This is a genomic window from Arthrobacter sp. UYCu723 (genome assembly GCF_054059215.1).
Window position 1 is genome coordinate 1,419,786 of sequence record NZ_JBSSBW010000001.1, and the last position, 21,543, is coordinate 1,441,328.

The 21,543-nt window shown below is 66.1% G+C and carries 21 protein-coding genes and 1 tRNA gene; 12 read left to right on the forward strand and 10 right to left on the reverse strand.

All coding sequences use genetic code 11. The annotated features are described in order from the left end of the window. Window positions 1-4: 4 nt before the first annotated feature. Window positions 5-1,153 (reverse strand): sensor histidine kinase, encoded by a 1,149-nt coding sequence (locus tag ACVWZ8_RS06585; protein WP_456504172.1) that lies wholly within the window; start codon window positions 1,151-1,153, stop codon window positions 5-7. Beyond that, a complete protein-coding gene (locus ACVWZ8_RS06590; RefSeq protein ID WP_456504173.1) occupies window positions 1,150-1,890 on the reverse strand; it encodes a response regulator transcription factor in 741 nt (246 codons plus the stop codon). Before ACVWZ8_RS06590 ends, ACVWZ8_RS06585 begins: the two co-directional genes overlap by 4 nt. 314 nt (window positions 1,891-2,204) lie before the next feature. On the opposite strand from ACVWZ8_RS06590, the gene ACVWZ8_RS06595 reads away from it, so the two are divergent. The 3 genes from ACVWZ8_RS06595 (at window position 2,205) to ACVWZ8_RS06605 (ending at window position 4,534) form a co-directional block, all read left to right on the forward strand. Further along, entirely contained in the window at window positions 2,205-2,816 is a 612-nt protein-coding gene (locus ACVWZ8_RS06595; protein WP_456504174.1) for a hypothetical protein, read from the forward strand. A 119-nt stretch (window positions 2,817-2,935) separates the two neighbouring features. Beyond that, a complete protein-coding gene (locus ACVWZ8_RS06600) occupies window positions 2,936-3,700 on the forward strand; it encodes a YcnI family copper-binding membrane protein (RefSeq protein WP_456504175.1) in 765 nt (254 codons plus the stop codon). Window positions 3,701-3,838: 138 nt separating this feature from the next. Continuing rightward, entirely contained in the window at window positions 3,839-4,534 is a 696-nt protein-coding gene (locus ACVWZ8_RS06605) for a maleylpyruvate isomerase family mycothiol-dependent enzyme (RefSeq protein ID WP_456504176.1), read from the forward strand. 44 nt (window positions 4,535-4,578) lie between these two features. Here ACVWZ8_RS06605 and ACVWZ8_RS06610 read toward each other — a convergent pair whose 3' ends face one another. Together ACVWZ8_RS06610 and ACVWZ8_RS06615 are read right to left on the reverse strand one after the other, a co-directional pair. Further along, a complete protein-coding gene (locus ACVWZ8_RS06610; RefSeq protein WP_426975688.1) occupies window positions 4,579-5,265 on the reverse strand; it encodes a haloacid dehalogenase type II in 687 nt (228 codons plus the stop codon). A gap of 81 nt (window positions 5,266-5,346) precedes the next feature. Further along, entirely contained in the window at window positions 5,347-5,727 is a 381-nt protein-coding gene (locus ACVWZ8_RS06615; RefSeq protein ID WP_426975687.1) for a VOC family protein, read from the reverse strand. A gap of 384 nt (window positions 5,728-6,111) precedes the next feature. Between ACVWZ8_RS06615 and ACVWZ8_RS06620 the strand changes: the two genes are divergently transcribed. From ACVWZ8_RS06620 to ACVWZ8_RS06640, 5 genes are all read left to right on the forward strand, one after another. Next, window positions 6,112-6,438, forward strand: coding sequence for a hypothetical protein (locus ACVWZ8_RS06620; RefSeq protein ID WP_426975686.1), 327 nt, complete (start codon window positions 6,112-6,114; stop codon window positions 6,436-6,438). A 675-nt stretch (window positions 6,439-7,113) separates the two neighbouring features. Further along, window positions 7,114-8,304, forward strand: coding sequence for a hypothetical protein (locus ACVWZ8_RS06625; protein WP_456504177.1), 1,191 nt, complete (start codon window positions 7,114-7,116; stop codon window positions 8,302-8,304). Window positions 8,305-8,315: 11 nt separating this feature from the next. Further along, window positions 8,316-9,014 (forward strand): ABC transporter ATP-binding protein, encoded by a 699-nt coding sequence (locus tag ACVWZ8_RS06630; protein WP_426979786.1) that lies wholly within the window; start codon window positions 8,316-8,318, stop codon window positions 9,012-9,014. After that, on the forward strand, window positions 9,011-10,204 hold the full coding sequence (locus tag ACVWZ8_RS06635; RefSeq protein WP_456504178.1) for an ABC transporter permease: 1,194 nt from the start codon (window positions 9,011-9,013) through the stop codon (window positions 10,202-10,204). Before ACVWZ8_RS06630 ends, ACVWZ8_RS06635 begins: the two co-directional genes overlap by 4 nt. A gap of 312 nt (window positions 10,205-10,516) precedes the next feature. Continuing rightward, window positions 10,517-12,097 carry a glycosyltransferase 87 family protein gene (locus ACVWZ8_RS06640; RefSeq protein ID WP_456504179.1) on the forward strand — a complete coding sequence of 527 codons (1,581 nt, stop codon included), beginning with the start codon at window positions 10,517-10,519 and terminating at the stop codon, window positions 12,095-12,097. Here ACVWZ8_RS06640 and ACVWZ8_RS06645 read toward each other — a convergent pair. Continuing rightward, window positions 12,013-12,687, reverse strand: coding sequence for a ScbR family autoregulator-binding transcription factor (locus tag ACVWZ8_RS06645; protein WP_456504180.1), 675 nt, complete (start codon window positions 12,685-12,687; stop codon window positions 12,013-12,015). The two genes, ACVWZ8_RS06640 and ACVWZ8_RS06645, sit on opposite strands and share 85 nt — an antisense overlap. A gap of 298 nt (window positions 12,688-12,985) precedes the next feature. Further along, window positions 12,986-13,058, reverse strand: a tRNA-Lys gene (locus tag ACVWZ8_RS06650). A 211-nt stretch (window positions 13,059-13,269) separates the two neighbouring features. Here ACVWZ8_RS06650 and ACVWZ8_RS06655 point away from each other — a divergent pair. From ACVWZ8_RS06655 to ACVWZ8_RS06670, 4 genes are all read left to right on the forward strand, one after another. Next, window positions 13,270-13,926 (forward strand): hypothetical protein, encoded by a 657-nt coding sequence (locus ACVWZ8_RS06655; RefSeq protein ID WP_426975681.1) that lies wholly within the window; start codon window positions 13,270-13,272, stop codon window positions 13,924-13,926. Between the two features lie 365 nt (window positions 13,927-14,291). Next, the gene (locus ACVWZ8_RS06660; protein WP_354238480.1) at window positions 14,292-14,909 is read left to right on the forward strand and encodes a DUF47 domain-containing protein; all 618 of its coding nucleotides are present in this window, start codon (window positions 14,292-14,294) and stop codon (window positions 14,907-14,909) included. 1 nt (window position 14,910) lies between these two features. Next, the gene (locus ACVWZ8_RS06665; RefSeq protein WP_456504181.1) at window positions 14,911-15,927 is read left to right on the forward strand and encodes an anion permease; all 1,017 of its coding nucleotides are present in this window, start codon (window positions 14,911-14,913) and stop codon (window positions 15,925-15,927) included. Between the two features lie 168 nt (window positions 15,928-16,095). Beyond that, entirely contained in the window at window positions 16,096-17,181 is a 1,086-nt protein-coding gene (locus ACVWZ8_RS06670; RefSeq protein ID WP_426975679.1) for an ATP-binding protein, read from the forward strand. 99 nt (window positions 17,182-17,280) lie between these two features. Here the strand turns inward: ACVWZ8_RS06670 and pstB are convergent, their stop codons facing one another. From pstB to pstS, 4 genes are all read right to left on the reverse strand, one after another. Beyond that, on the reverse strand, window positions 17,281-18,060 hold the full coding sequence (pstB, locus tag ACVWZ8_RS06675; RefSeq protein WP_426975678.1) for a phosphate ABC transporter ATP-binding protein PstB: 780 nt from the start codon (window positions 18,058-18,060) through the stop codon (window positions 17,281-17,283). Window positions 18,061-18,110: 50 nt separating this feature from the next. Further along, window positions 18,111-19,220 (reverse strand): phosphate ABC transporter permease PstA, encoded by a 1,110-nt coding sequence (pstA, locus tag ACVWZ8_RS06680; protein WP_456504182.1) that lies wholly within the window; start codon window positions 19,218-19,220, stop codon window positions 18,111-18,113. Further along, on the reverse strand, window positions 19,221-20,153 hold the full coding sequence (pstC, locus tag ACVWZ8_RS06685) for a phosphate ABC transporter permease subunit PstC (protein WP_456504183.1): 933 nt from the start codon (window positions 20,151-20,153) through the stop codon (window positions 19,221-19,223). A gap of 141 nt (window positions 20,154-20,294) precedes the next feature. Beyond that, window positions 20,295-21,416, reverse strand: a complete 1,122-nt coding sequence (gene pstS, locus ACVWZ8_RS06690) for a phosphate ABC transporter substrate-binding protein PstS (protein WP_426975675.1) — start codon at window positions 21,414-21,416, stop codon at window positions 20,295-20,297. Window positions 21,417-21,543: the final 127 nt, after the last annotated feature.

Below are 21,543 nucleotides of genomic sequence, written 5' to 3' on the forward strand. Positions count from 1 at the left end.
GCCCTTAAGCCGTGCGGGCTCCGAACCGCGGGAGGGTGACATCGAACCGGCATCCGCCGGGAACATTGCGGACCGACACCCCACCGGCGTGGGCTTCAACGATGCCCGCCACGATGGCAAGCCCGAGGCCGGCCCCTGCAGACATCCCTGCGGCAGTCGAGGGTGTCCGGGAGGGCGTGCCGCGCCAGCCGGCGTCGAAGATCTTGCCGAGGTCTTCTTCCGGGATTCCACCGCCGGCGTCCACAACGCTCAGCGCCACGTGTTCGTCCCCGGTCTCGCGGGCCGAGATGAGGATCTCGCTGTTCGCCGGGGAGTGCTGGATGGCGTTCATCAGAAGGTTGTCGATGACCCGGGAGAGCTCCCGCGCGTCGCCGAAAAGGGTCAGGTTTCCGGTCCGCGACTCCTTGAGCGTGATCGATCGTGATGCGGCGACCGGGTGCAGGTCTGCCACAGCATCGCTGACCAGATCAAACAGCGACACAGGCCCCATATGCAGGGACAGCGTTCCCGTCTGGATCTTGGACAGTACAAACAGGTCCTCGACCATACTGCCCAAGGTTTCCGTCTGGAGACGGATCTGCCGGTAGTAGCGGGCAGGGTCTTCGGCGACGCCATCCTCAAGGGACTCGGCCATCGCCCGCAGCGCGGCCAGCGGGGTGCGCAGATCGTGCGAGATCCACGCAACCAGGCGGCGTCGTGATTCATCAAGGGTGGCCACCTCCTCCCGGGACCGGGCGAGCCGCTGCGAAGTATCGGCCAGTTCGCGGGCCAGGGCGGCGAACTCCAGCCCGTCGTGATCCTCGGGCACAACGATCTGGCCGTCCCCGACTGCCCTGGCCGTGGAACGCAGCCGGTCGCTCGTACGGGTGATGCCGACGCCGATCACCGCGGCGCCGGCCAGGCTAATAGCTGCCGTGACCCCCATCATCCAGAACAACACGAGGAGATCGTGATCCGAGATATACATCTCGGCAGCGATCGCGATGGTCGCCGCCGCCATCGATGCAACCGTGGCCCCTACGACAATCAGGAGCCGAAACAGCATCGATTTGTGCCGCGCGAGCCGCAGCGCAACCCCCGCGAGGACCGCGACGGCGGCCGCTGCCGCCACCGCGGTGAGGAGGATGATGCCGAAGTCGGCCAGCCCGATCATGACTCACCGGTCCCCGGGACGCTCAGCCGGTACCCGACGCCCCACTCGGTGGTCAGGAACCGCGGTTTCGTCGGGTCGACTTCGATCTTCTCGCGGACCCGGCGGACATGGACCGTGACAGTCGACAGGTCCCCGAAATCCCAACGCCACACCTCTTTCAGCAGCTGCGCCCGGCTGAAGACCTGATCAGGATGTTTCAGCAGGAAGGCAAGCAAATCGAATTCGCGGACCGCCAGGACCAGCAAGCGGCCGTCCTGGAAAATCCTGCGGTTGGACGCATCCACCCTGAAGCCATCCAGGACGAAGGGGGCTTCGGGGGTGATGTCAGTGACGCTGCGCCGCAGGATTGACTGCACACGAAGGACGAGTTCCCGCGGCGAAAAAGGCTTGGTCAGGTAGTCGTCGGCGCCCGCTTCGAGTCCCTCGATGCGCTCCTCGGTGGAGCCGAGAGCGGTGAGCATGAGGATCGGTGTCGAAGCACGGGCCCGGATCCTTCTGCAGACTTCCGCCCCGTTGATACCGGGAAGCATCCGGTCCAGCACAATCAGGTCCGGCCGCGTGCGCTCCGCAGCAGTCAAGGCGCTGATTCCGTCGATGGCCTGGTCAACTATCAGGCCGGCCGAGCGAAGGTAGTCGCACGCGACCTCCCTGACCGTCGGATCATCCTCGACCACGAGGACCCGACGGTCGCGCAGATCCCCGTCAAGGTGCCGCAGACTACCTCTGGTTTGCGCCATGTACCCACCTTATGTCGCCTCCGTCCAAGCTGCGAGAGCCCAACGGCCCCGGCAGGAACACGTCGGTAATTCGTAATGATTGCCGTCGCAAATCCGTCCCGGTTCCGCCTACGACACAGACGGCGAGAGCGCGGCGGTGCCGTAATGGCGGCGGGACTGGCCGGGACAGCATTTCACGTCCGCCGCCGCCTGTCCGGACACGACGCGGACGGCCCGGTGTCATGAACTCCCCTCGTGCGCACCGAGGCCGGCCGGCCCGTAGAATTCCAAATGAATCCCAGCCTGCCCCTGGAACCCGGAGGGGACCGCCCACGATGACGCGAGCCTCCTTCCGGCTGTTCCGCACCGGGCTGATCGGATCCATCATTCTGGGGCTGGCCGCCGGCGGACACCTGGCCGGCGCCGGTCGGCTGCCCGAGCCGGCGATCTTGACGGCATTGTGTGCCGTGGCGATGATCCCGGTCGCGGTCCTGACACGCTTCCGGCTGTCCTTTCTCGTCCTGACCGGGCTGCTCGGGGCGGGGCAGGCCTGGCTTCACTGGTCCTTCGGCGCCCTGTCCGCCGCTGCGCCCGCGACGTTTCCGGAGGCAGGGACACACAGCCATGCCGGGAATACGGCTGCGGGTCTGGCCCCCGAGCTGTTCAGCCAAGCCATGCCGGCTACTGCGGCGGGCATGGACGGGGCCATGTTCGCCGCCCACGCGGTGGCGACGCTGGGCACCGCCGTGCTGCTGGCCCGCGGGGAACTGGCCCTTTCCGCGCTCTCCGAGTGGCTGCGCCCCTTGGTGCAGCAGCCCGAACCTCTCACCACCGTGCCCGTGCGCGTCCCCGGACCCTGCGCAGCCACCCCAAGCCGCCCTATGGACCGGGCCGGCTGGCGGCTGCCGACCCGGCGGGGCCCGCCCGCTCTTGTGCCTGCCGCCTGAGACGAACCCTTTTCACACACGGACAGGGACCGCAGGCGGCCACCCGCCGCTTTCACCGGACGGATGCTGTTCCGGCCGGTTCCTGCTCCGATTTTTCTTTTGTGAAAGGCACGATTGCCATGAAGACCTCCCTTCGCCGTACCCTCAAGACCGCCGCAGCCGCCACGATGACCGCCGGCCTGCTCGCCGCCGGCGGCGCTGCAGCCTCGGCCCACGTCCACGTCGACCCGGATGACCCGGCCGCGGGCGGCTACACGCACCTGACCTTCAACGTCCCCAACGAATCCGCAACGGCCAAGACCAGCAAACTCGAAGTCACAGTGCCCACCGACACCCCATTCACGTCGGTGTCCGTAAAACCCGTCGAGGGTTGGAAGGCCGAGGTCACCACCAGCGACCTTCCCCAGCCGGTCACAGTCGCCGGGGCCACTATCACCAAAGCCGTAAGCTCCGTGGTGTGGACCGCCGACGCCGCTCACCAGATCGGACAGAACGAATACCAGGCGTTCTCGCTCTCCGTCGGCGTCCTCCCCGATGCCGGGACCACGGTGACACTTCCCACGGCTCAGACCTACACCGACGGCACTGTGGTGAAGTGGGACGAGAAGACCGTCGAAGGCCAGGCCGAACCCGAACATCCGGCCCCGTCGTTCGTGACCACAGCCAAGGACGCCCCCTCCTCAGCCGCTTCGGCCGCAGCCGCGGCCCCCGCCACCACTGCGACCTCCGCGTCCCCGGCTCCGTCTGCTGCCCCGGCCGCGGCAACGACAGCATCCGGTGATGCTGGCTCCACCGCCGGCTGGTTCGGACTGGCCGCGGGACTGATCGGCCTCGCCGCCGGCGTGACGGCCCTGGCCCGAACCCGCCCAGCCAAGGCCAACTGACCGCCACTGGCCACACCCGTAGCTACCCGCGCCGGGTCCTCCGCCGCGGGTAGCTTCGTGCAGCCCTGTCGACGGTGCCTGCCGCGGCCCGTCCGTAGATCCCGGATAGCTTCCCCGGTGGCCAGTTATGCTCAACTCATGTGGCCCGATTGCTACCTTGCTGAGCTGACCAGCAGCCTCGAGCGTCTGAGGGCGCTGGCACGCCAGCCGGACGAAGTGCTGGCCCGATCTGTTCCGGCCTGTCCGGGCTGGACACTCGTTGAGCTTTTCGGCCACCTCGGTTCGATCGAACGGTGGGCGGCCGCAGTGGTACGTGAGGGGACGTTCGTCGAGGAACCGGCCCCGCCGGCCGAGGGCGCCGCGGCATGGTTCCTTGAAGGCGCTGACGCGTTCCTCGGGACCATGTCGGCGCTTGACCCGGAGGCTCAGTGCTGGAACTTTGGCCCGCCCCCGCGCACGGCCGGGTTCTGGCTCCGGCGCCAGGCACACGAACACGCCATCCACCTCGTCGACGCCTGCCAAGCGTCAGATCTGGAAGGCCCAGCCCTCGGAGAGGACTTCATGCTCGACGGTATTGATGAGGTCCTGGCAATGTTCGCCCCACGTCAGCTGCGGCTCGAACGGATGCCGCACCCAGAAGAGGCCGTGACCTTCCACGTACCCGGGGGCACCAGCTGGGCTCTCGGCCAGGGTGCCGCCGCGGCATCGGTTACCGCCCACGTACACGGAATGTACCTCGGTCTCTGGGGCCGCTCCAATCTCGCAGATACCGCAATCATCGAAGGTGATGCTGCCCTTGCACTCCGCGTCCTTCAAGGCCCACTCACACCGTGAGCTGGCACGATCAGCACCATACTAACTTTGGCGCATGGCGTGGACTACGGCATGGCTGCCCGCGCCAGAACCACGGCAAGGTCGCCGATCGATTCCGCGGTGTGGTCCGGCCCAGCGAAGTAGCCCGGGTAGGCACTCCCGGACCGGTTGATCCACGCGGTGGCCAGCCCCGCACGGGCGGCGCCGTGAATGTCCCAGGGGTGGACGGCGACCAGCATCATCTGCTCCGGCGCCACCTCGCAGGCGGCGGCTGCGTACTCGTAGGCTGCCCGGGCCGGCTTCCAGCCCGAAGCGTCTTCGACGGAGAGCAGGAGGTCGAACTCGCCAAGGATCCCGGCCGGAGTGAACAGCGCTTCAGCAACCGAAGTGGACCCGTTCGTCAGGGTCACCAGCCGGTACCCGGCGCTTTTAAGTGCCCGGACGCCCTCGGGTACGTCAGGATGCAGCCCCAGTTCTGCCATGCCGGCCATGACGTGTTCTACCGCCTGATCCAGGCCCCCGTCCAGAGCCAGCCGGCCGAGGACTCCGCGCAGAACCTCGGCCCCGATCTCGGCGAACCGGCCGTTGTCCCCGGCCGCGGTAAGGGCGAACCCGTCCCTCAGCAGAGTGGCGAACCACAGCGTGGCCAGCGGTGCAGGGGCACCGACGTCGGAGAACCGTGCCCCGAGGGGGGACATGTCGGAGAGAGTTTCATTAACATCGAACACAATGACGGACGGCGGAGTGGTCACAGCTTCTCCTTGCGCAGGTAAGTGTTGCCCGGCTCTTTGGCCACCAACGAGGCCCGGTTGACCCAGACCTCAACGGTGCGGTTACTGGCGCTGGAAGAGGTTGAGAATGTTGCCTTCGGTATCGGTGAACCAGGCGGCCTTCCCCACCGGGGTCGTCGCGATGCCGTTCTCAGTCTTCAGGCCCGGAATGTCGTACTCCTCGAAGACGACGCCGCGGCCCCGCAGTTCCTCGATCTCCCCCTCGATGTTGTCGGTCCCCCAGCCCATCTGGGTATTTTTTGCGGTGCCCGCATTGTCGGTCTTGTAGAGCAGGAAGGCTGTTCCGTTCCCGCAGCGGTAGAGCAGATTCTCCTCGTCCATGGCGTCCGCGGGCTCGAGCCCAAGCACGTCCCGATAAAATCCTCTCGCCCTGGCCATGTCCTTCGCCGGCAGGACCGCGATGATGTCGAGTTCCTTCAGCATGCTGATATCTCCTTCTTGGCAGTGATGGCGGTGCTCTCCCCCGAACCTGGTCTTCGCGTTTCATCCGCGCTTTCCGGGGCCCATCCGGCTTGTCGGCGACGCCCGGGGCGGCCGCCGGGGAGCTCTTCAGTGCCGTGTCAGCGCGGGCTGGCCCGAGGAGTCTCCACAGCCTTCATTTCGCCATTATGAACGCAAATTGGCCTCCACGGATACAGCGAATGCGGAACCCGTTCATGGCGACTCCAAGAACGGTGCCAATCGCCTTCGCCGCTCTGCATGTGAGCACGTCATACCCAATATCCCTGTTGCGTTCGTCACAGTTCGTGCCTACGCTTGCGTGGGCGGCCGCAGCGTCGCGGCCGTCCACAAAGGGTAAGGAGTACCATGACAGACAAGCTCAGCGTCCTGGTCCGCGTGGACCTCGATTGCGCCCACGCCCAGATCGCGGCCCAGGGCCGCGTGACGGCGCAAAGCATTCAGGCCCTCTACGTCATCGTCAAACGTGCCAACGCGCTGATGGAAGGCCTCGCCGTGGAAATCGACATGACCCGCGCCAGCGTCGAGCCCGCCGCCATGGAACAACTGCGCGCCTGCTCGCAGTCCCATCACCTGCCCGCGCATATTGATCCGTTCCAGGCCGACTGCAGGCTCAGCGTCCTGGCGCCCGGGAATGCTTGCACCACCACGGGGATGGCTGGTCTGGCGGCCTGACCGTCCCGGCGCCCCTCAGTTGCTTCGTCTTCTACCGGCGCTTCCGCAGCGAACCGGCCTGGCGCCCGCTGGCGGGGTGGACACTGGCCACCGGTGCTTTCCTCAGCCTCGCTGTCGTCCTGCTCAAGATGAGCCAGCAGCCCGGGAGCGGACTGTCCGAGTGGAAAGGCCTGGTGCAGCGCGTCCTCCTGGTCGCCTTCATGGCCTGGACCCAGGCAGGAGACGGGATGGGATGGTTGGAGGGTCCATGATGTTCACTCTCTGGTCGGGGCGCTCAATGCACTCGCCGGATGAGTAGAGCCAGAAACCCCAGAGTCCCTTGCCCGGAAGTGTAGGTCATGCTCCGATCGGAGTGTATGGGACTTTCGACCCCACCAGGCCGGGGCTGAGCGTGCCGCGAATCCCACCAAGCGCTGCGCGAGGGACAGCTCGAAGTGCCGACGGCAATTGACGGGACGGCCGGCCCGCCGGGAACGGACATAACACCGCAGGCAGCAAGCGGACGGCCGCCGCAACGGGCCGGCCAATGCCGCCTAGCTCGAACTGATTGGCTGACAACACCGACTGCGTCCGCGGCGGCTTGCTGAATATCCACGCCCCGGCGGCGAGTGCCTATAGGCTGTGAGCACATCTCTCGCAGAGCGGTTCTGTGGGGAGTTACCGAATGGGGCAGAGATGAGGGTTTTCAGGCGCGTCGTCATGCCGGTGGCATGGCTGGCAGTGTTCGCCGTTATAGCCGTGGCACTGGTCAAGATCGCTTTCGTCGACGGGATGAAGCCAGGCCCCGCGGTGGTCGGGCCCCAGGCCGAAGTCACAATTCCGGTGGTCCAGGCCACCCGGGCTACCGTCACCAATACGGTTCAGATCAAGGCAACCATCCAAAGCGACGCACCGGTCGGTGTCCGCAACACAGCCGCCGGGGTGGTGGCCCACATTTTTCTATCCCCTGGGACCAAGGTGAACTCGGGGGAACGGCTATACCAGGTCCGTACTGAAGTTCCCGCTGAGCCGACGGCGGAGGCCGTCACTAGCACGTCTGCGTCGGCCCAACCGGGCGGGACTACTGCCCGGCCTGCCCGGACGATTGCCCGTCCCACTTATACGTACACGGATGTGTTCGCTCCCTCGTCCGGTGAACTGGAGACCCTTACGGTCCTCATTGACCAGCAGGTGGGCGTGGGCGAATCTACCGGGACCGTCAATCCAGGGACCTTCACCGTCGGCGGATCAGTCGACGCCGCACAACAGTACCGGCTGCTGGCCAAGCCCGGTTCCGCACGGATATCCGTCGTGGGAGGCCCCGCTCCTTTCGAGTGTTCCTCCGTGGTGTTGAAGAGCGCGGACAGCGGCAGCGCAGGGAGCGCCGGCGGGAACGGCTCGGGCGGAATTTCCGGAGGCGCGGCCCGGTCCGTCCCCTACGCCGCAGCCATCCCCGGCGGAGGCGGGGCCCCCGAACAGGGTGGCACACCCACCGGAACCATCAGCTGCGCCGTCCCTGCCGGGGTGGAGGTGTTCGCGGGACTGGGCGCGACGATGACAGTGACAGCCGGCCAGGCAAACGACGTCATCACCGTGCCGCTTACTTCTGTGGAGGGGAGCGTGAAGGAAGGATCGGTCTGGCTTGCTACCGCAGGCGCAGCCCCGGACGCAGCCCCGGGCGCCGCTCCAGGACAGCCCGCAGGAAACGGTGCCGGGCAGCCTCAACAGCGCAAGGTTCAGCTGGGCCTCAACGACGGCTCGGTGGTGGAGATCGTCTCCGGCCTGGCCGAAGGGGAATCTGTCCTCGAGTTCATTCCCGGCGCACCGGCGCAGGTGCAGCCGGGCCCGGGCTTCGCCGGGCCCGGCTCTTTCCCGGCCGGAGGTTGACTGTGGAGGAACTGGTGACCCTCAAGGGCGTGACACGGACCGTCCGGCTGCCCGATGATCAGGAGCTGCACATTCTCCGGGGCGTGGATCTCGCCGTCTTCAGCGGCGACCACACCGCAGTGATCGGGCGATCCGGGTGTGGCAAGTCAACTTTGCTGAACCTGCTCGGACTACTGGACCTGCCCACCAGCGGCGAACTCTGCTTCCTGGGAACTCCTGTGCAGCAGCTCGGGGGCAACGCAAGGGCCAAGCTGCGGGGCTCGTCGGTAGGCTTCGTGTTCCAGCAGTTCAATCTTCTGCCGGGCCGCAGCGCACTGGACAACGTGATCACGCCCCTCCTGTACGCCCGCGGGGCCACATTCTGGCGCCGCCGGGAAATCGCCATGGATATGTTGGACCGGGTGGGTCTCGCCGCGCGTGCGCAGACCCACCCCAATATGCTCTCCGGCGGTGAACAGCAGAGAGTGGCGATCGCCCGGGCCCTCGTCCGCCGGCCGCGGCTGATCCTGGCGGACGAACCCACAGGGGCGCTTGACGTGGACACGGGACAGGCGGTCATGGCCCTGCTCGACACCGTGGCGACGGAATCTGGAGCCGCCCTCATCACCATCACCCACGACGTCAATGTCGCGGCCCTGGCGCGAGCCTGCTACCGCCTGGAATCGGGCGTTCTGACCCCGGCCGAGGTCCCGGCGGTGATGCCAGCATGACCGGGGTGGCCTCGGCCCTGGTGGAGGCGTGGCAGGAACTGTGGATCAACAAGACACGCATACTTCTGGCACTGCTGGGAGTGGCTCTTTCGGTTGCAGCCCTGACCTCCGTGGTCGGTGTGGGAAATCTGGCGCGTGAGGGGTTCACAGCGAGCTCCGAACGCAACGGCGGCCGGTCGGCGACGCTTGGCATCGGCGTCTTCGGCCCCAGTCAGCCGGATCCGCAGAAACTCGAGCAAGCCTACCGGGGCATCATCCAGCGCTACGGGATAACGCATTACACACATTTGGCCCAGGCGCAGCAGCCGTTCCAGTTTCCTCGCGGCGTGCAGCAAGTTCAGCTCCAGGTCGTGGATCCCGGCTACGGCGTCATTCACCGGCTGGACGTCAGGCAAGGAAGCTGGTTCGCGGCTCAAGACGAGGAACGTCTTGCCCCAGCGCTGGTCGTTTCCGAGGCGTTCTACAATGCCGCTGGACGGCCAAACCTGACCACAAACCCGAAGGTGAAAGTGCTCGCCGCCCAGGAGACCACGGCGGTCATGATCGGCGTGGTTCCGGATCCGTACCCGGAGTCACCGCCGACTGCCTTTATGCTGACGGGCGCCGCGGACCGGGCCGGGGTCTCCGCCGGCTCCGGGGGAGGATTCGGGCAGTTCAAACTCTGGGTCCAGGACGGCCAGGCAAATGCGCTCAAGGCGGCCATCACGTCAGACCTTCAACGGCAGTTCCCGGGTATGCAGGCCCAGGTCGAGCGGATGGACTACGCCAGCCAGGGAGACCCATTCGCGACAGTGCAGTTGGCTGTGGGCGGCATCGCCGGGCTCGTTCTGCTCCTGGGAGCTGTCGGCATGCTGAACATCTCAATGGTCACCGTGCGGTACCGGGTGCGCGAGATCGGCATAAGACGAAGTTTTGGGGCCACCTCCCGACGGATCTTCCTTGGCGTCATGATGGAGTCTGTCGTGGCAACGGCGGTGGCCGGGATGGCCGGAGTGATGCTGGCCGTTGCCGTGGTCAAGAACCCATGGATCGAGTCCAAAATCGCTCCCGGCCTGAGTGAATACCCGGCGTTTCCGATCGAGGCTGCCATGCTGGGCCTGGGGGCAGCCGTCCTCGTCGGTGCGATAGCCGGAGCGATACCGGCGTTCGTGGCTGTCCGCGTCAAGGTGATCGACGCTATCCGCTTCTAGGAGACGCGGCGGCCGCCAGTTGGGCGGCATCACAGGGCACTCAGCCGCACCACTCAGGCTTACGCCGCTAACTTGCGCATCTGTGGGCCCGGGGTGGGTTCGGGCTGGAAACAGCCGCATCCCAGCGCCGCCTGGCCGGCCGCCTCAGGAAAAGGATGGACAAGAACAATCATGACGGCGCGCCGCCGGATACGGCGTCTTGATCTGGCTTCGGTAGGATGAAACAAGACGGTTGTCCGGTTTAGTAGCGACCGATAGGCCGGGGGCTTCGAGGACGTGCCGGATCGGCAGTCAAAATTGGGGGATACACGAATGGCACTGCTCGACGCCGAAGAAACGAACGCACCGTCTGCCGTGCCCTCTCTTGAGGCCGTGCCGGACTCCAGCCCGGACCGGCCCGGCCGGCCCGGCAGGACCTGGAGCTGGACGGGGCGCCGGTCGTGGGGCCTCCCGGCCCTGCCTCCGCTCGCCAACCGGCTGACTGCGCCCTTGGCCCTTGCCGGCTTGGTGGCCCTGGTGGTTATCTGGCTCGGCGTCTGGTCAAAGCAGGGGATCGACTTCAGCGTCTATTGGCACGGCGGCAAGATCCTCAATGAGGCTGGCCCGGCGGCGTCAGGCCTCTACGGACCCTCCGTTGCCTGGGCCGGCGGTCCAGGATTGCCTTTTACCTACCCGCCGTTCGCCGCATTGTTCTTCGGGCTGCTGGCCCAGCTTCCGGAAAAGCTCGCCCTGAACCTCTTCAACACCGCCGGCGTCCTGGTTGCGCTCTGGGTTGCGGTGCGCGGCGTCCGCTACTGGAGTGCCAAGGCGGACTGGCGTAGAACATTCCATTCCACCGGCAACCGTCTGGCTGCGGCCCTGATGGTCCTGGCCGTGTTGAACCTCGGCCCGTGGCGCGAGACCCTGGCGTTCGGCCAGATCAACATCCTGCTGATGGGCCTGATGGCCGCGGACCTGCTGGCCCGCAACCCGCGCTGGACCCGGGGCTTCCCCGGCGGCGGCTTCCTGGTCGGCGTCGCGGCGGGCATCAAGCTCACACCCCTGGTCTTCGGGCTCTACTTCCTGATGCGCAAGGACTGGCGCGGACTGCTGAACATGGCAGCGGGATTCACGTCCACCGTGCTGGCCGGGTTTCTGCTGCGCCCCGCCGAATCCCTGCAGTTCTGGCTGGAAATCCTGCCGGACACCTCAAGGATCGGCGGCGCGGGCTACGTGGACAACCTGTCCCTCAAGGGTGCCCTGCTGCACTTCGGCGTCCCCGCGGCAGCCGTCACCGTGCCGTGGCTGGCGCTGAGCCTGCTGGTGGTGGTGGTGCTGGCCGCCGTGATCATCAAGACCGCCAGCGACCAGGGTGCCCGGGTGGTTGCCATCTCGACGACGGCGCTCACCATGCTGCTGATCAGCCCGGTCTCGTGGTCCCACCACTGGGTGTGGGTCGCGGCCGTCCTGCCGGCCTTCGCCTGGACCCTGCGCGAGACGCCGGGGCGCTACCCGGTCACGCGCTGGCTGATGGGCGGGGTTCTGGGCATCTCCGTGCTCGTGTTCCTGTTCTCGCCGAAGACCATCGGCACCGCCTTGGGCGCGGAGAACCTGGACATCCAGACGCCCGGGCTCTGGATCATGGCCTCGAGCGCCGGAGTCTTCTGCGCCCTCGCCATCCTGGTGTGCTGGTTCGTCGCCCTCCGCCGGGGCTCGCTGGCGCCGGCCTTCGACCTCCACGGGGACAGCGCCCCGTCCAAGCTATGGCCAGCCAGAACTAGAGGTTCCGCGGCAGGGCGCCGCAAGGCTGCTGCGGGCAGTCGCAGGCATCACGCCGAGGAATCCATCCTCGCCCCTCGCGGCACGGGAATTTCGGTGGCAACCAGTCTGGACAGGGTCTGCGGGTCCTCGTGAAAATCTTCATGCATGATCCCGGGAAGCAGGATGGACCACATCTCTTCAATCCGCTGCATGACATCAGCGCGCCCGGTCAGGACGCCGGAGACCATCTGAACCCCGGTGAACGATGCAACAATGTATCTGGCAAGAGCCACGGAGTCGACGGAGGATCGTACCTGTTTCTCTCCCTTGGCCCGATCGGTCAGCTGCTTCATGACCGCTATCCAGTCCTCGTACGGGGCTTGCACCGGCTGGCCAAATGCTGTTGCTTCCAGCGTGAGACGGATGCCTGCCCTGACGACAGGTTCGTGCACCAGCTTGAGCCCGAACACGCGGCACAGGAGAATCATGGCGGGCAGGGCGGGCCGGTCCTCGGCGAGGAGAGTTTCGCTCTCAGCCACGACGATCCGGTGCTGCTCCTCGATGACCGCTCGGGCCAGATCTTCCTTGGACTGGAAGTGAAAGTAGAGCGCCCCCTTGGTCACCTGGGCCGCATCGGATACCTGGGTCAGACTGGCGCTGCCGTAGCCGTGCTCCTCAAAGACCGCTGCAGCTCCGGCAATTATCGCCTCACGGGTGGCCTTGGCGCGATCCTGAAGGACCATAAATGAACCCCAACTCTGCAATTCGGTCTGGCTCCCGGATTTCACTCATTCGCGGCCTGTAGCAAGCAGGCATCCTTGCCGACGGAGATCCTGCTGATCGGAGCCGTCGGTTTCATTGCTCGCCGGGACTTTCAGGCGCTCCGGGCACGGGACGGCGTCCTTGTTTGAATCCTAGCAAGACGGCGGGAAGGAAGCCCGCATGCACGGAATGATCAAATGAAAGCGTTGCGTCTCCGTGGGGTCGCCGGCTTTAAACGACAGCAGGTCAGAGGCAAATTGTCTCTGACCTGCGACGGGGTGGGCCCTGTGGGGATCGAACCCACGACCCACGGATTAAAAGTCCGATGCTCTACCAACTGAGCTAAAGGCCCCAGCCAACAGCCCTTGAATCGCGGATCAATCCGCGGCTCAGGAGCCGATCAGCCCAGTCCATTTCTGGACGTTAACACTGTACCCCAGACCGGAGCCGGATTTGCGCACGACGGCGGTGCGCCGCCGTCGTGCCGTCACTGTCCCAGCTGCCCCGTGCCGGTGGCCGGCCCCATGGTCGATTCCCGCACAGCACAGGAGTAGCGTGGTGGCATGAGCGAGCAAGCAGCATCCAGCAGCCCCGGACCGCACCGGCACCACAAGCCGAAGCCCTTCGCGCCGATCGACTTTGAGCCCTTCGCCGGCGGCGCCGATCCGGCCCGCATCTCCGAGGCAGCCCACCTCGCTGCGCAGGCGCTCGTCCGCCGCGGACGCGACAGCGATGACCCCACAATCACCAAGCGGCTGGTGAAACTCGCCGATGAGCAGGGACTGGACGCCATTGCCGAGATGTGGGCCGAAAGCCCGGCACGTTCGCTCCCGGGCGCCTTGTGGCGCCTGTACGCCCTTCGCGCCGCCACCATCCAGGACCCGGAGCGCATTTCGGTCTACTTCAAGGCGGGCAAGGACACGGCGCAGGTTTCCCATGTGGTGGCCGGCGCTGCCGAGCCGCCGGGGGCGGATGAAATGAAGTCGATGGCGGATGCCATCCTCTCCGGAGCGTTCGACGGCGAGTTCGACGTCGCGCTGGAACGTTCCGCAGCCTTCTGCCGCGTCGTGGCGCTGGGCCAGGCAACCCTCGCCGACGGTGCCGAGCACAGCAATGAGAACCACGCGAGCAAGCTCACACGCAATTCGCACCTCCTGGTCAAGACCGCCGAGGACCTGGAACACGCCGCCAATGCCTGGCGGCTGGGCGAACTGGACTGACGCGAACCGGACTGAGGCGAACCGGACTGACACCGGCCGCGGCCCCGTACACACGCCGACGCCGGACTGTCAACGTTGACTTGGTGCAACTGTCGTAGAACACTAAAAGCGGTGCCGAACCGCGAAACCCCCGGGCTTCAACATCTAGCCGCCTAGAGCGGCCTACCGCCGAGAGGCGTATCCGGTTCGGCACCATTTTTTCTGCCCTTTTGCTGGCCGGCGTCACATTCCCCGAGCCTCTTTTGACGGTTTCCCGGCCCCCGCAACGCTGCCGGTAAAGTAATCCTCATGCGCGGGTCATCGTCAAGTCACACGGCCGGCAGACAACACCCCAGCATCTCCCTCCCGAAGACCGGTGACCCCACGTGAAGCTGCGCCTTTTTCCCCAGGAGCCCGCCGGGCTGAACCTACTTTCCCTGTTGGCACGGCAGATTGTGCTCGCCACCGGCACTCTTTCGGAAATCCTCGGCGCCCCGGCAAGCGAACACGGCCGGCTCGTGGAGGACATGCACAACCACGAGGCCAAGTCCGCCGAGCTGCACTTTGCCCTGCTGACCCACATGCGGACCAGTTTCGTGAACCCGCTCCCCCGCGAAGACATGTACGCGCTCTCCCGCTACCTCAACGAGGCAATGGAGAAACTCGACGCCGCGGCCGAGCTCGTGTCCCTGTACAAGCTGGACCGCCTGCCCAAGCGGGCCGCGGACCAGCTGGAGATCATCAGCCGGCAGGCCGAGCTCACCGTCGACGCCATGCGCAGGCTCAACAACCTGGACGACCTCGAGGACTACTGGATCGAGATCCTTCGGCTGGCCAAGCGCGCGGAACGGACCCACCGAGTCTGGGTGGCGGACATGCTCAATGACATGAAGTCGGCCCAGTACGCGCGCAACCGCGACATCGCCAACCAGCTCGTGGAAGTCACCAAGGATATGCGGCGGATTGCCACCCAGGTAGGCAGCATCATCGTCAAGGAATCCTGAGGTGACGGGGTTCTTCTTTGCCCTGGTGGTGATTTTCGCCGGGGCGTTTGCCTTCCTGAACGGTTTCAGGGACGCCTCCACGTCCGTGGCCCTGGCGGTGCGGACACGGGCCCTGACCCCCACCGTCGCGGTGCTGCTGGCCGGTCTGTTCAACTTCGTCGGGGCGGGCCTGAGCGCCACCCTGGCGCTGGAAGTCAGCCGGAGCTGGATCCAGCTGCCGGCCGGGCGGAACGGCCTGACCATCCTGATGGCGGGCCTCGCCAGCGCCGTCGCCTGGGGTGTCTACACCTGGTGGCGCGGGATCCCGTCCTCTTCGACCCATGCGCTGGTGGGCGGCCTGGCCGGCGCCGGCGTCGCAAGCGTCGCGGTGGGCGGGCATTCGGTCGCCGGTGTGGATAATTCCCTGCTGTTCCAGGTGGTGCTGCCCCTGCTGCTGTCACCGGCCATTGCGTTCGCGGGCGCTTATCTGCTGGTGTGGCCCGCGACCTGGGCCGCGCGCTACACACCCACGAACGTCGTCAACAGCCGGTCCCGCCGGGCCCAGGCCATCGCCGCCGGCGTTGTCGCGTTCGCCCACGGGCTGCAGGACGGACAGCGGACCGGCGCCGTGCTGATCCTTGCCCTGCTGGCCGCCGGGCTGTCCGACGTCGGCTCCGTGCCGATCTGGGTGGCGCTGCTCACCGCGTCCATGCTGACGGCAGGGACGCTGGCCGGAGGCTGGCGGATTTCCTACACCGTGGGCTACCGGCTGATCCGGATGGATCCGCTGCGCGGGTTCGTCGCCCAGCTCTACAGCTCGGTGATCCTGCTCGTCGGCGCGATCGGGCTGCACTGGCCCATCTCCACGACACACACCGTGACCACTGCCGTGCTGGGGGCCGGCACGAACCAGGGATTCCCCGCCACAAACCGGCGGCTCGTGATGCGCATCCTGGCTTTCTGGGTGCTCACGCCGATCGTCACCGCAGCCGTCGCGTTCGTGCTGGAACTCTCGCTCTCGCCGCTCGCGGGACTTTAGGAGTGGACTGCTGACCGCCACCGACGCGGATCCGGCGAAGATCGCCCGCAACGAGGAACAGATCGCGGCCGAGGCGCCTCGCGGCACAGGCGGCCAACGCCGAGTGGTACGCTGGGCGAAGTTTCACCACGTTCACCAGTTTCACCTACTTTCACCCCGGAGGCCCCGGTGCAGAACCCCTTTAAACCGACCGCCGGAGCCACCCCGCCGGACCTGATCGGGCGGGCCGGGCTCCTGGACGAATTCGAGTACGGCCTGCAGCAGGGCTCGGGCGCTCCCGGACTCCTCACCATCATTACCGGGTCCAGGGGCATCGGCAAGACCGTCATGTTGAGCGCTGCAGAAGCGATCGCGAGAAACCACGGCTGGGCCGTGATCTCCCGGACAGCCAATCCCGGTTTCCTGGCTAAGATCGGCGACGACATGCTCCGCCTTGTCGACGAGCTCGGGGACGGCCCGCCCACACGGAAGATCACCGCCTTCTCGGCGGCAGGGTTCGGGTTGACCACCCAACTCGCCCAGGAACGCATTCCGGATTGGCGCCGGACCGGGGAGGAATTGCTGCGGCTGCTGGAAGCCAAAGGTACAGGCCTGGTCATCACGATTGATGAAATCCATGCCGTCGACCGGACTGAAATTTCACAGCTCGCCGCCGACGTGCAGCACTTCATCCGCGACGGGCTGCCCATCGGCCTGATCTTCGCTGGCCTCCCGTCGGCCGTGTCCGATCTGCTTAACGAAGGTGTGGCCACCTTCCTGCGGCGAGCCGACAGGATTAACCTTCACGAGGCAGCAATCGCCGAGGTCACCGCGTCCTACCGGGAACTTTTCAGCGAAGGGGGCATCGACGTCTCTCCGGAGCTGGTTAACGAGGCAGCGGAGGCCACTGAGGGCTACCCTTTCCTCATTCAGCTCGTTGGCTACTACCTTTGGATGGAAGCCGACAAGGCCGACTGGACCTTGGACCAGAACAGCGTTCGCACCGCCGTCGCCGCCGCGCAGCGACGGAACACCCTGGTTGTCGTGGAGTCCGCGCTATCGGACATCTCCGACAAGGACCGTGAATTCCTTCATGCCATGGCCGAGCAGGACGGCCCATCAGCAGCCAGCCAGATCGGGCTCATCATCAAATCCAAACCCAACGTGGTGTCCAAGTACCGAAACAGACTGATTGCAGCCGGCCTGATCGAATCAGCCGGCTATGGCAAGGTCGACTTCGCCATCCCCGGCCTTCGTCAACACCTTCGAGGATAGCTGCCAGCTGAAGCTTGCCGCGGCGATCCGTGCACCAGCGGCGGTGAAGCGAATCGGCCGACCGACCGACCGATGATCCATTATTGGCATATCGGGTGTTTATCCGAAACGGCCCGAGACGTAGTCCTCGGTCGCCTTCTGCGTCGGGTTGCTGAAGATGGTGTGGGTGTCACCGTATTCGATCAGCTTGCCCGGTTTTCCGGTGCCGGCAATGTTGAAGAACGCGGTCTTTTCCGAAACACGCGCGGCCTGCTGCATGTTGTGGGTCACGATCACCACGGTGTACTGGTCCTTTAGCTCATTGATGAGGTCCTCGATGGCGAGCGTGGAGATGGGGTCCAGCGCCGAGCAGGGCTCGTCCATCAGGATGACCTGGGGTTCCACGGCGATGGCGCGGGCGATGCAGAGGCGCTGCTGCTGGCCGCCGGACAGGCCGGAGCCGGGCTTGGCCAGCCGGTCCTTGACCTCGTTCCAGAGGTTGGCGCCCTGCAGGGAGCGCTCCACCAGGGCATCGGCCTCGCCCTTGGAGATCTTCTGGTTGTTCAGCTTCACGCCGGCGAGCACGTTGTCGCGTATGGACATCGTGGGGAACGGGTTGGGGCGCTGGAACACCATGCCGATCTGCGAGCGGACGGTCACCGGGTCCACGCCGGGGCCGTAGAGGTTGTCGCCGTCGAGCAGCACTTCGCCTTCAACCCGGGCGCCGGGAATCACCTCGTGCATGCGGTTCAGGGTGCGCAGGAAAGTGGACTTGCCGCAGCCGGAGGGGCCGATGAAGGCGGTGACGGACTTGGCGTCGATGTTGATGTTGACGTCTTCGACGGCGAGGAATTTGCTGTAGTAGACGTTCAAGTCTTTGACGTCGATGCGCTTAGACATGATGTTCCTTCACTTGCTGGAGGTACGGGCTGAAGAGTTGGCGCGCCGGGCTAGCGGCCGGTCTTGGGGGCGAACATGCGGGCAACCAGGCGGGCGCCGAGGTTGAGCAGCATCACCAGGACGATGAGCACCAGGGCGGCTCCCCAGGCGCGCTGGGAGGACGGATCCGGGTTGGACGGCGAGGTGGGGTTCAGGATCTGCGTGTAGATGAAGGTGGGCAGCGAGGCCATCCAGCCGCCGAACACGTTGTTGTTGATCGACGTGGCGAAGCCGGCGGTGACGAGGATCGGGGCGGTCTCGCCGATCACCCGGGCGATCGCGAGGGTGACGCCCGAGGCGATGCCGGAGATCGCCGTCGGGATGACCACTTTCAGGATGGTCCGCCATTTGCGGACGCCCAGGGCGTAGGCCGCCTCGCGGAGTTCGTTGGGGACTATCTTGAGCATTTCCTCGCTGGAGCGCACCACCACCGGGATCATCAGCACGGACAGTGCGACGGCGGCGACGGCACCGGTTTTGGTCCCCGGCCCAACGACGGCGAAGAAGAAGGCCGCCGCGAACAGTCCGGCCACAATCGAGGGGATGCCGGTCATGACGTCCACGAAGAACGTGATGGCGCGGGCCAGCGGACGGTCGTTGCCGTACTCCACGAGGTAGATGGCGGTCAGCAGGCCGACGGGCACCGAGATGACGGTCGCCAGCAGGGTGATCTGCAGGGTGCCGATCAGGGCGTGGAAGATGCCGCCGACCACCGGGGCGCCTTCCTCGACGCTCTTGTTGTCAAAGGCGCCGGTGACACCGTTCATGGACGTGGTGAGGAAGCCGGGGTCCGTGAGTCCGGGCAGGCCGTTCACCAGCACGGTCCAGATCACGGAAATAAGCGGCAGCAGGGCGACCAGGAAGGCGCCCACGACGAGGCACGTGGCCAGCTTGTCCTTGGCCCGGCGTGAGCCCTCCACGACGGCGCTCCAGCCGACGAGGCCGGCGGCGAAGAGGATGGCGGAGACGATTCCCCAGCCGAAGGCGTTGAAACCGATCAGGGCCAGGATGGCAGCACCGAGAATCAGGGCGATGCCGAGCACCAGATAGGAGGCCCACTTCGGCAACTGGCCCTTGGTGAGGGCCGAGCGCTTCTGGACGGGGGTCAGGGTGGAGGTCATTTAGTTGGCTCCCGAGAATTCTTTGTGCCGGGTGATGATCCAGCGGGCGATCATGTTCACGCCGAGGGTGATGACAAACAGCACCAGACCAGCGGCGATCAGCGTGCTGACCTTCAGCCCGCTGGCCTCGGGGAAGTTCAGGGCGATTTCGGCGGCGATGGTCTGGTTGCCGGAGCGGATCAGGCTCGCGGTGAGCGCGCCGGAGGACAGCACGAGCGCGACGGCCATGGTCTCGCCGAGCGCGCGTCCGAGGCCCAGCATCACCGCACTCACGATTCCGGGGCGGGCGAACGGCAGCACGGCGATCCGGATCATTTCCCAGCGGGTGGCGCCGAGCGCCAGCGCGGCCTCCTCGTGGAGTTTGGGGGTCTGCAGGAAAATCTCACGGGTCAGGGAGGTGATGATGGGCAGGACCATGACGGACAGCACGATCCCTGCGGTGAGGATGGTTTTGCCGGTGGCCGAGGCCGGGCCCTGGAAGATCGGCAGCCAGCCCATGTTGTTGGCCAGCCAGTTGTAGGCCGGGGTGATTTCCTTGGCCAGGAAGGCGGCGCCCCAGGCGCCGTAGACCACCGAGGGGATGGCGGCCAGCAGGTCGATCACGTAGCCCAGGCCGGACGCGAGCCGGCGCGGGGCGAAGTGCGAGATGAAGAGCGCGACGCCGATCGCGACCGGGGTGGCGATCACGAGGGCGATGACGGCTGCGATGAGGGTGCCGATGACGATCGGCCAGATGTAGGCGAAGAAGCCTTCGCCGCCCTGGATCTTGTCCGGGGGGGCCACGAGGGCGGGGATGGCCTGGATGACGAGGAAGAGCGCCACTCCGAAGAGCACGGCCAGGATCAGGCACCCTGCGGCCAAGGTGGCTGCGGAAAAGACTTTGTCTCCGGTGCGGCCTGCGCCCCGGGACGTGGTCAGGGAGGTGGTGGTCACTTCACGATCCTTCAGATCTTTGGGTACTTCGGACAAACACGTCGGTTCCCTGCCCCGGCCGGCCGTCGGTGACGGCCGTACCGGGACAGGGAACCTGGATCAGGCTGGTGTTTCCACTATGCCTGTCAGCGCAAGGTATCCCTAGGACTTGACCTTGATGGACTCGATGGACTTGAGGGCCTTGTCCTGCAGGGTCTTGGACAGCGGGGCGGACTTGGCGGCGTCGGCGGCTGCCTTCTGCCCGGCGTCGGAAACCACGTACTTATCGAAGCCCTTCACGAGGTCGACGGTTTCCTGCTTGTCGTAGGTGCTGCAGACAACGTGGAAGGAGACCAGCACGATCGGGTAGGCGCCCGTGATGGTGGTGGTGCGGTCCAGCTTGATGGACAGGTCGTTGGCGTTGCGGCCTTCAACCGGCTTGCCGGCGTCGACTGCCTTGGCAGCGGCGTCGGCGGAGATCTTCGTGAAGGAATCGCCGACCTTGATCTGCGCGATGCCCAGCTTGCCGCTGACGGCGGAGTCGTCGGCGTAGGTCACGGCGCCCGGGGTGTCGGTCACTGTCTTCACCACGCCGGAGGTGCCCTTGGCGTTCTCGCCCTTCAGGGCTGCGGGCCAGATGCCGGCGGACTTGTCGGTCCAGGCCTCGGGGGCAGCGGCGGCAAGGTAATCGGTGAAGTTGGAGGTGGTGCCGGAATCGTCCGAGCGGTTCACCGGGGTGACCTTGAGGTCCGGCAGCGTGGCGTCCGGGTTCAGGGCTGCGATGGCGGGGTCGTTCCACTTGGCGATCTCGCCGCGGAAGATCTTGGCGACGGTGGCGGCGTCGAGCTTCAGTTCCTTGATGTCGGGCAGGTTGAAGGCCACCGCGATCGGGGAAATGTAGACCGGGATGTTGAGGGCGCCCTCGGGGCCGCACTTCGCCATGGAGCTGGCGTACTCATCGTCCTTGAGGTAAGCGTCGGAGCCGGCGAACTGCGCGGAGCCGTCCAGGATGGCCTTGCGGCCGGCACCGGAGCCGTCCGGGGAGTACTGCACGTTGGCGCCCTGGTTTGCGGAGGCGAAGTTGGTCTTCCACACGTCCATGGCTGCACCTTGGGCGGAGGAGCCGATGCCGGTCAGGGTGCCGGTGACCTTGGTGCCTGCTGCAGCGGACTGCGTGCCTGCGGCAGTGCCCGTTGCGTTGTCGGAACCACAGGCGGTGAGCGCGAGTGCGCCGGCTGCGATGACAGCGATAGCCGCGTGGCGGCCGAAGCGGAGTGCCTTCACTGGATGTACCCCTTCCAGGGATTTTCTATTCGTGCCGGGCCGGAGAAGCCCCGGACACAAGGATGCGTACGGTTTGTACCTCTATCGAAGGTAGGTGCCCCAGATGAAGAGAATTGCCGTCCAAAGT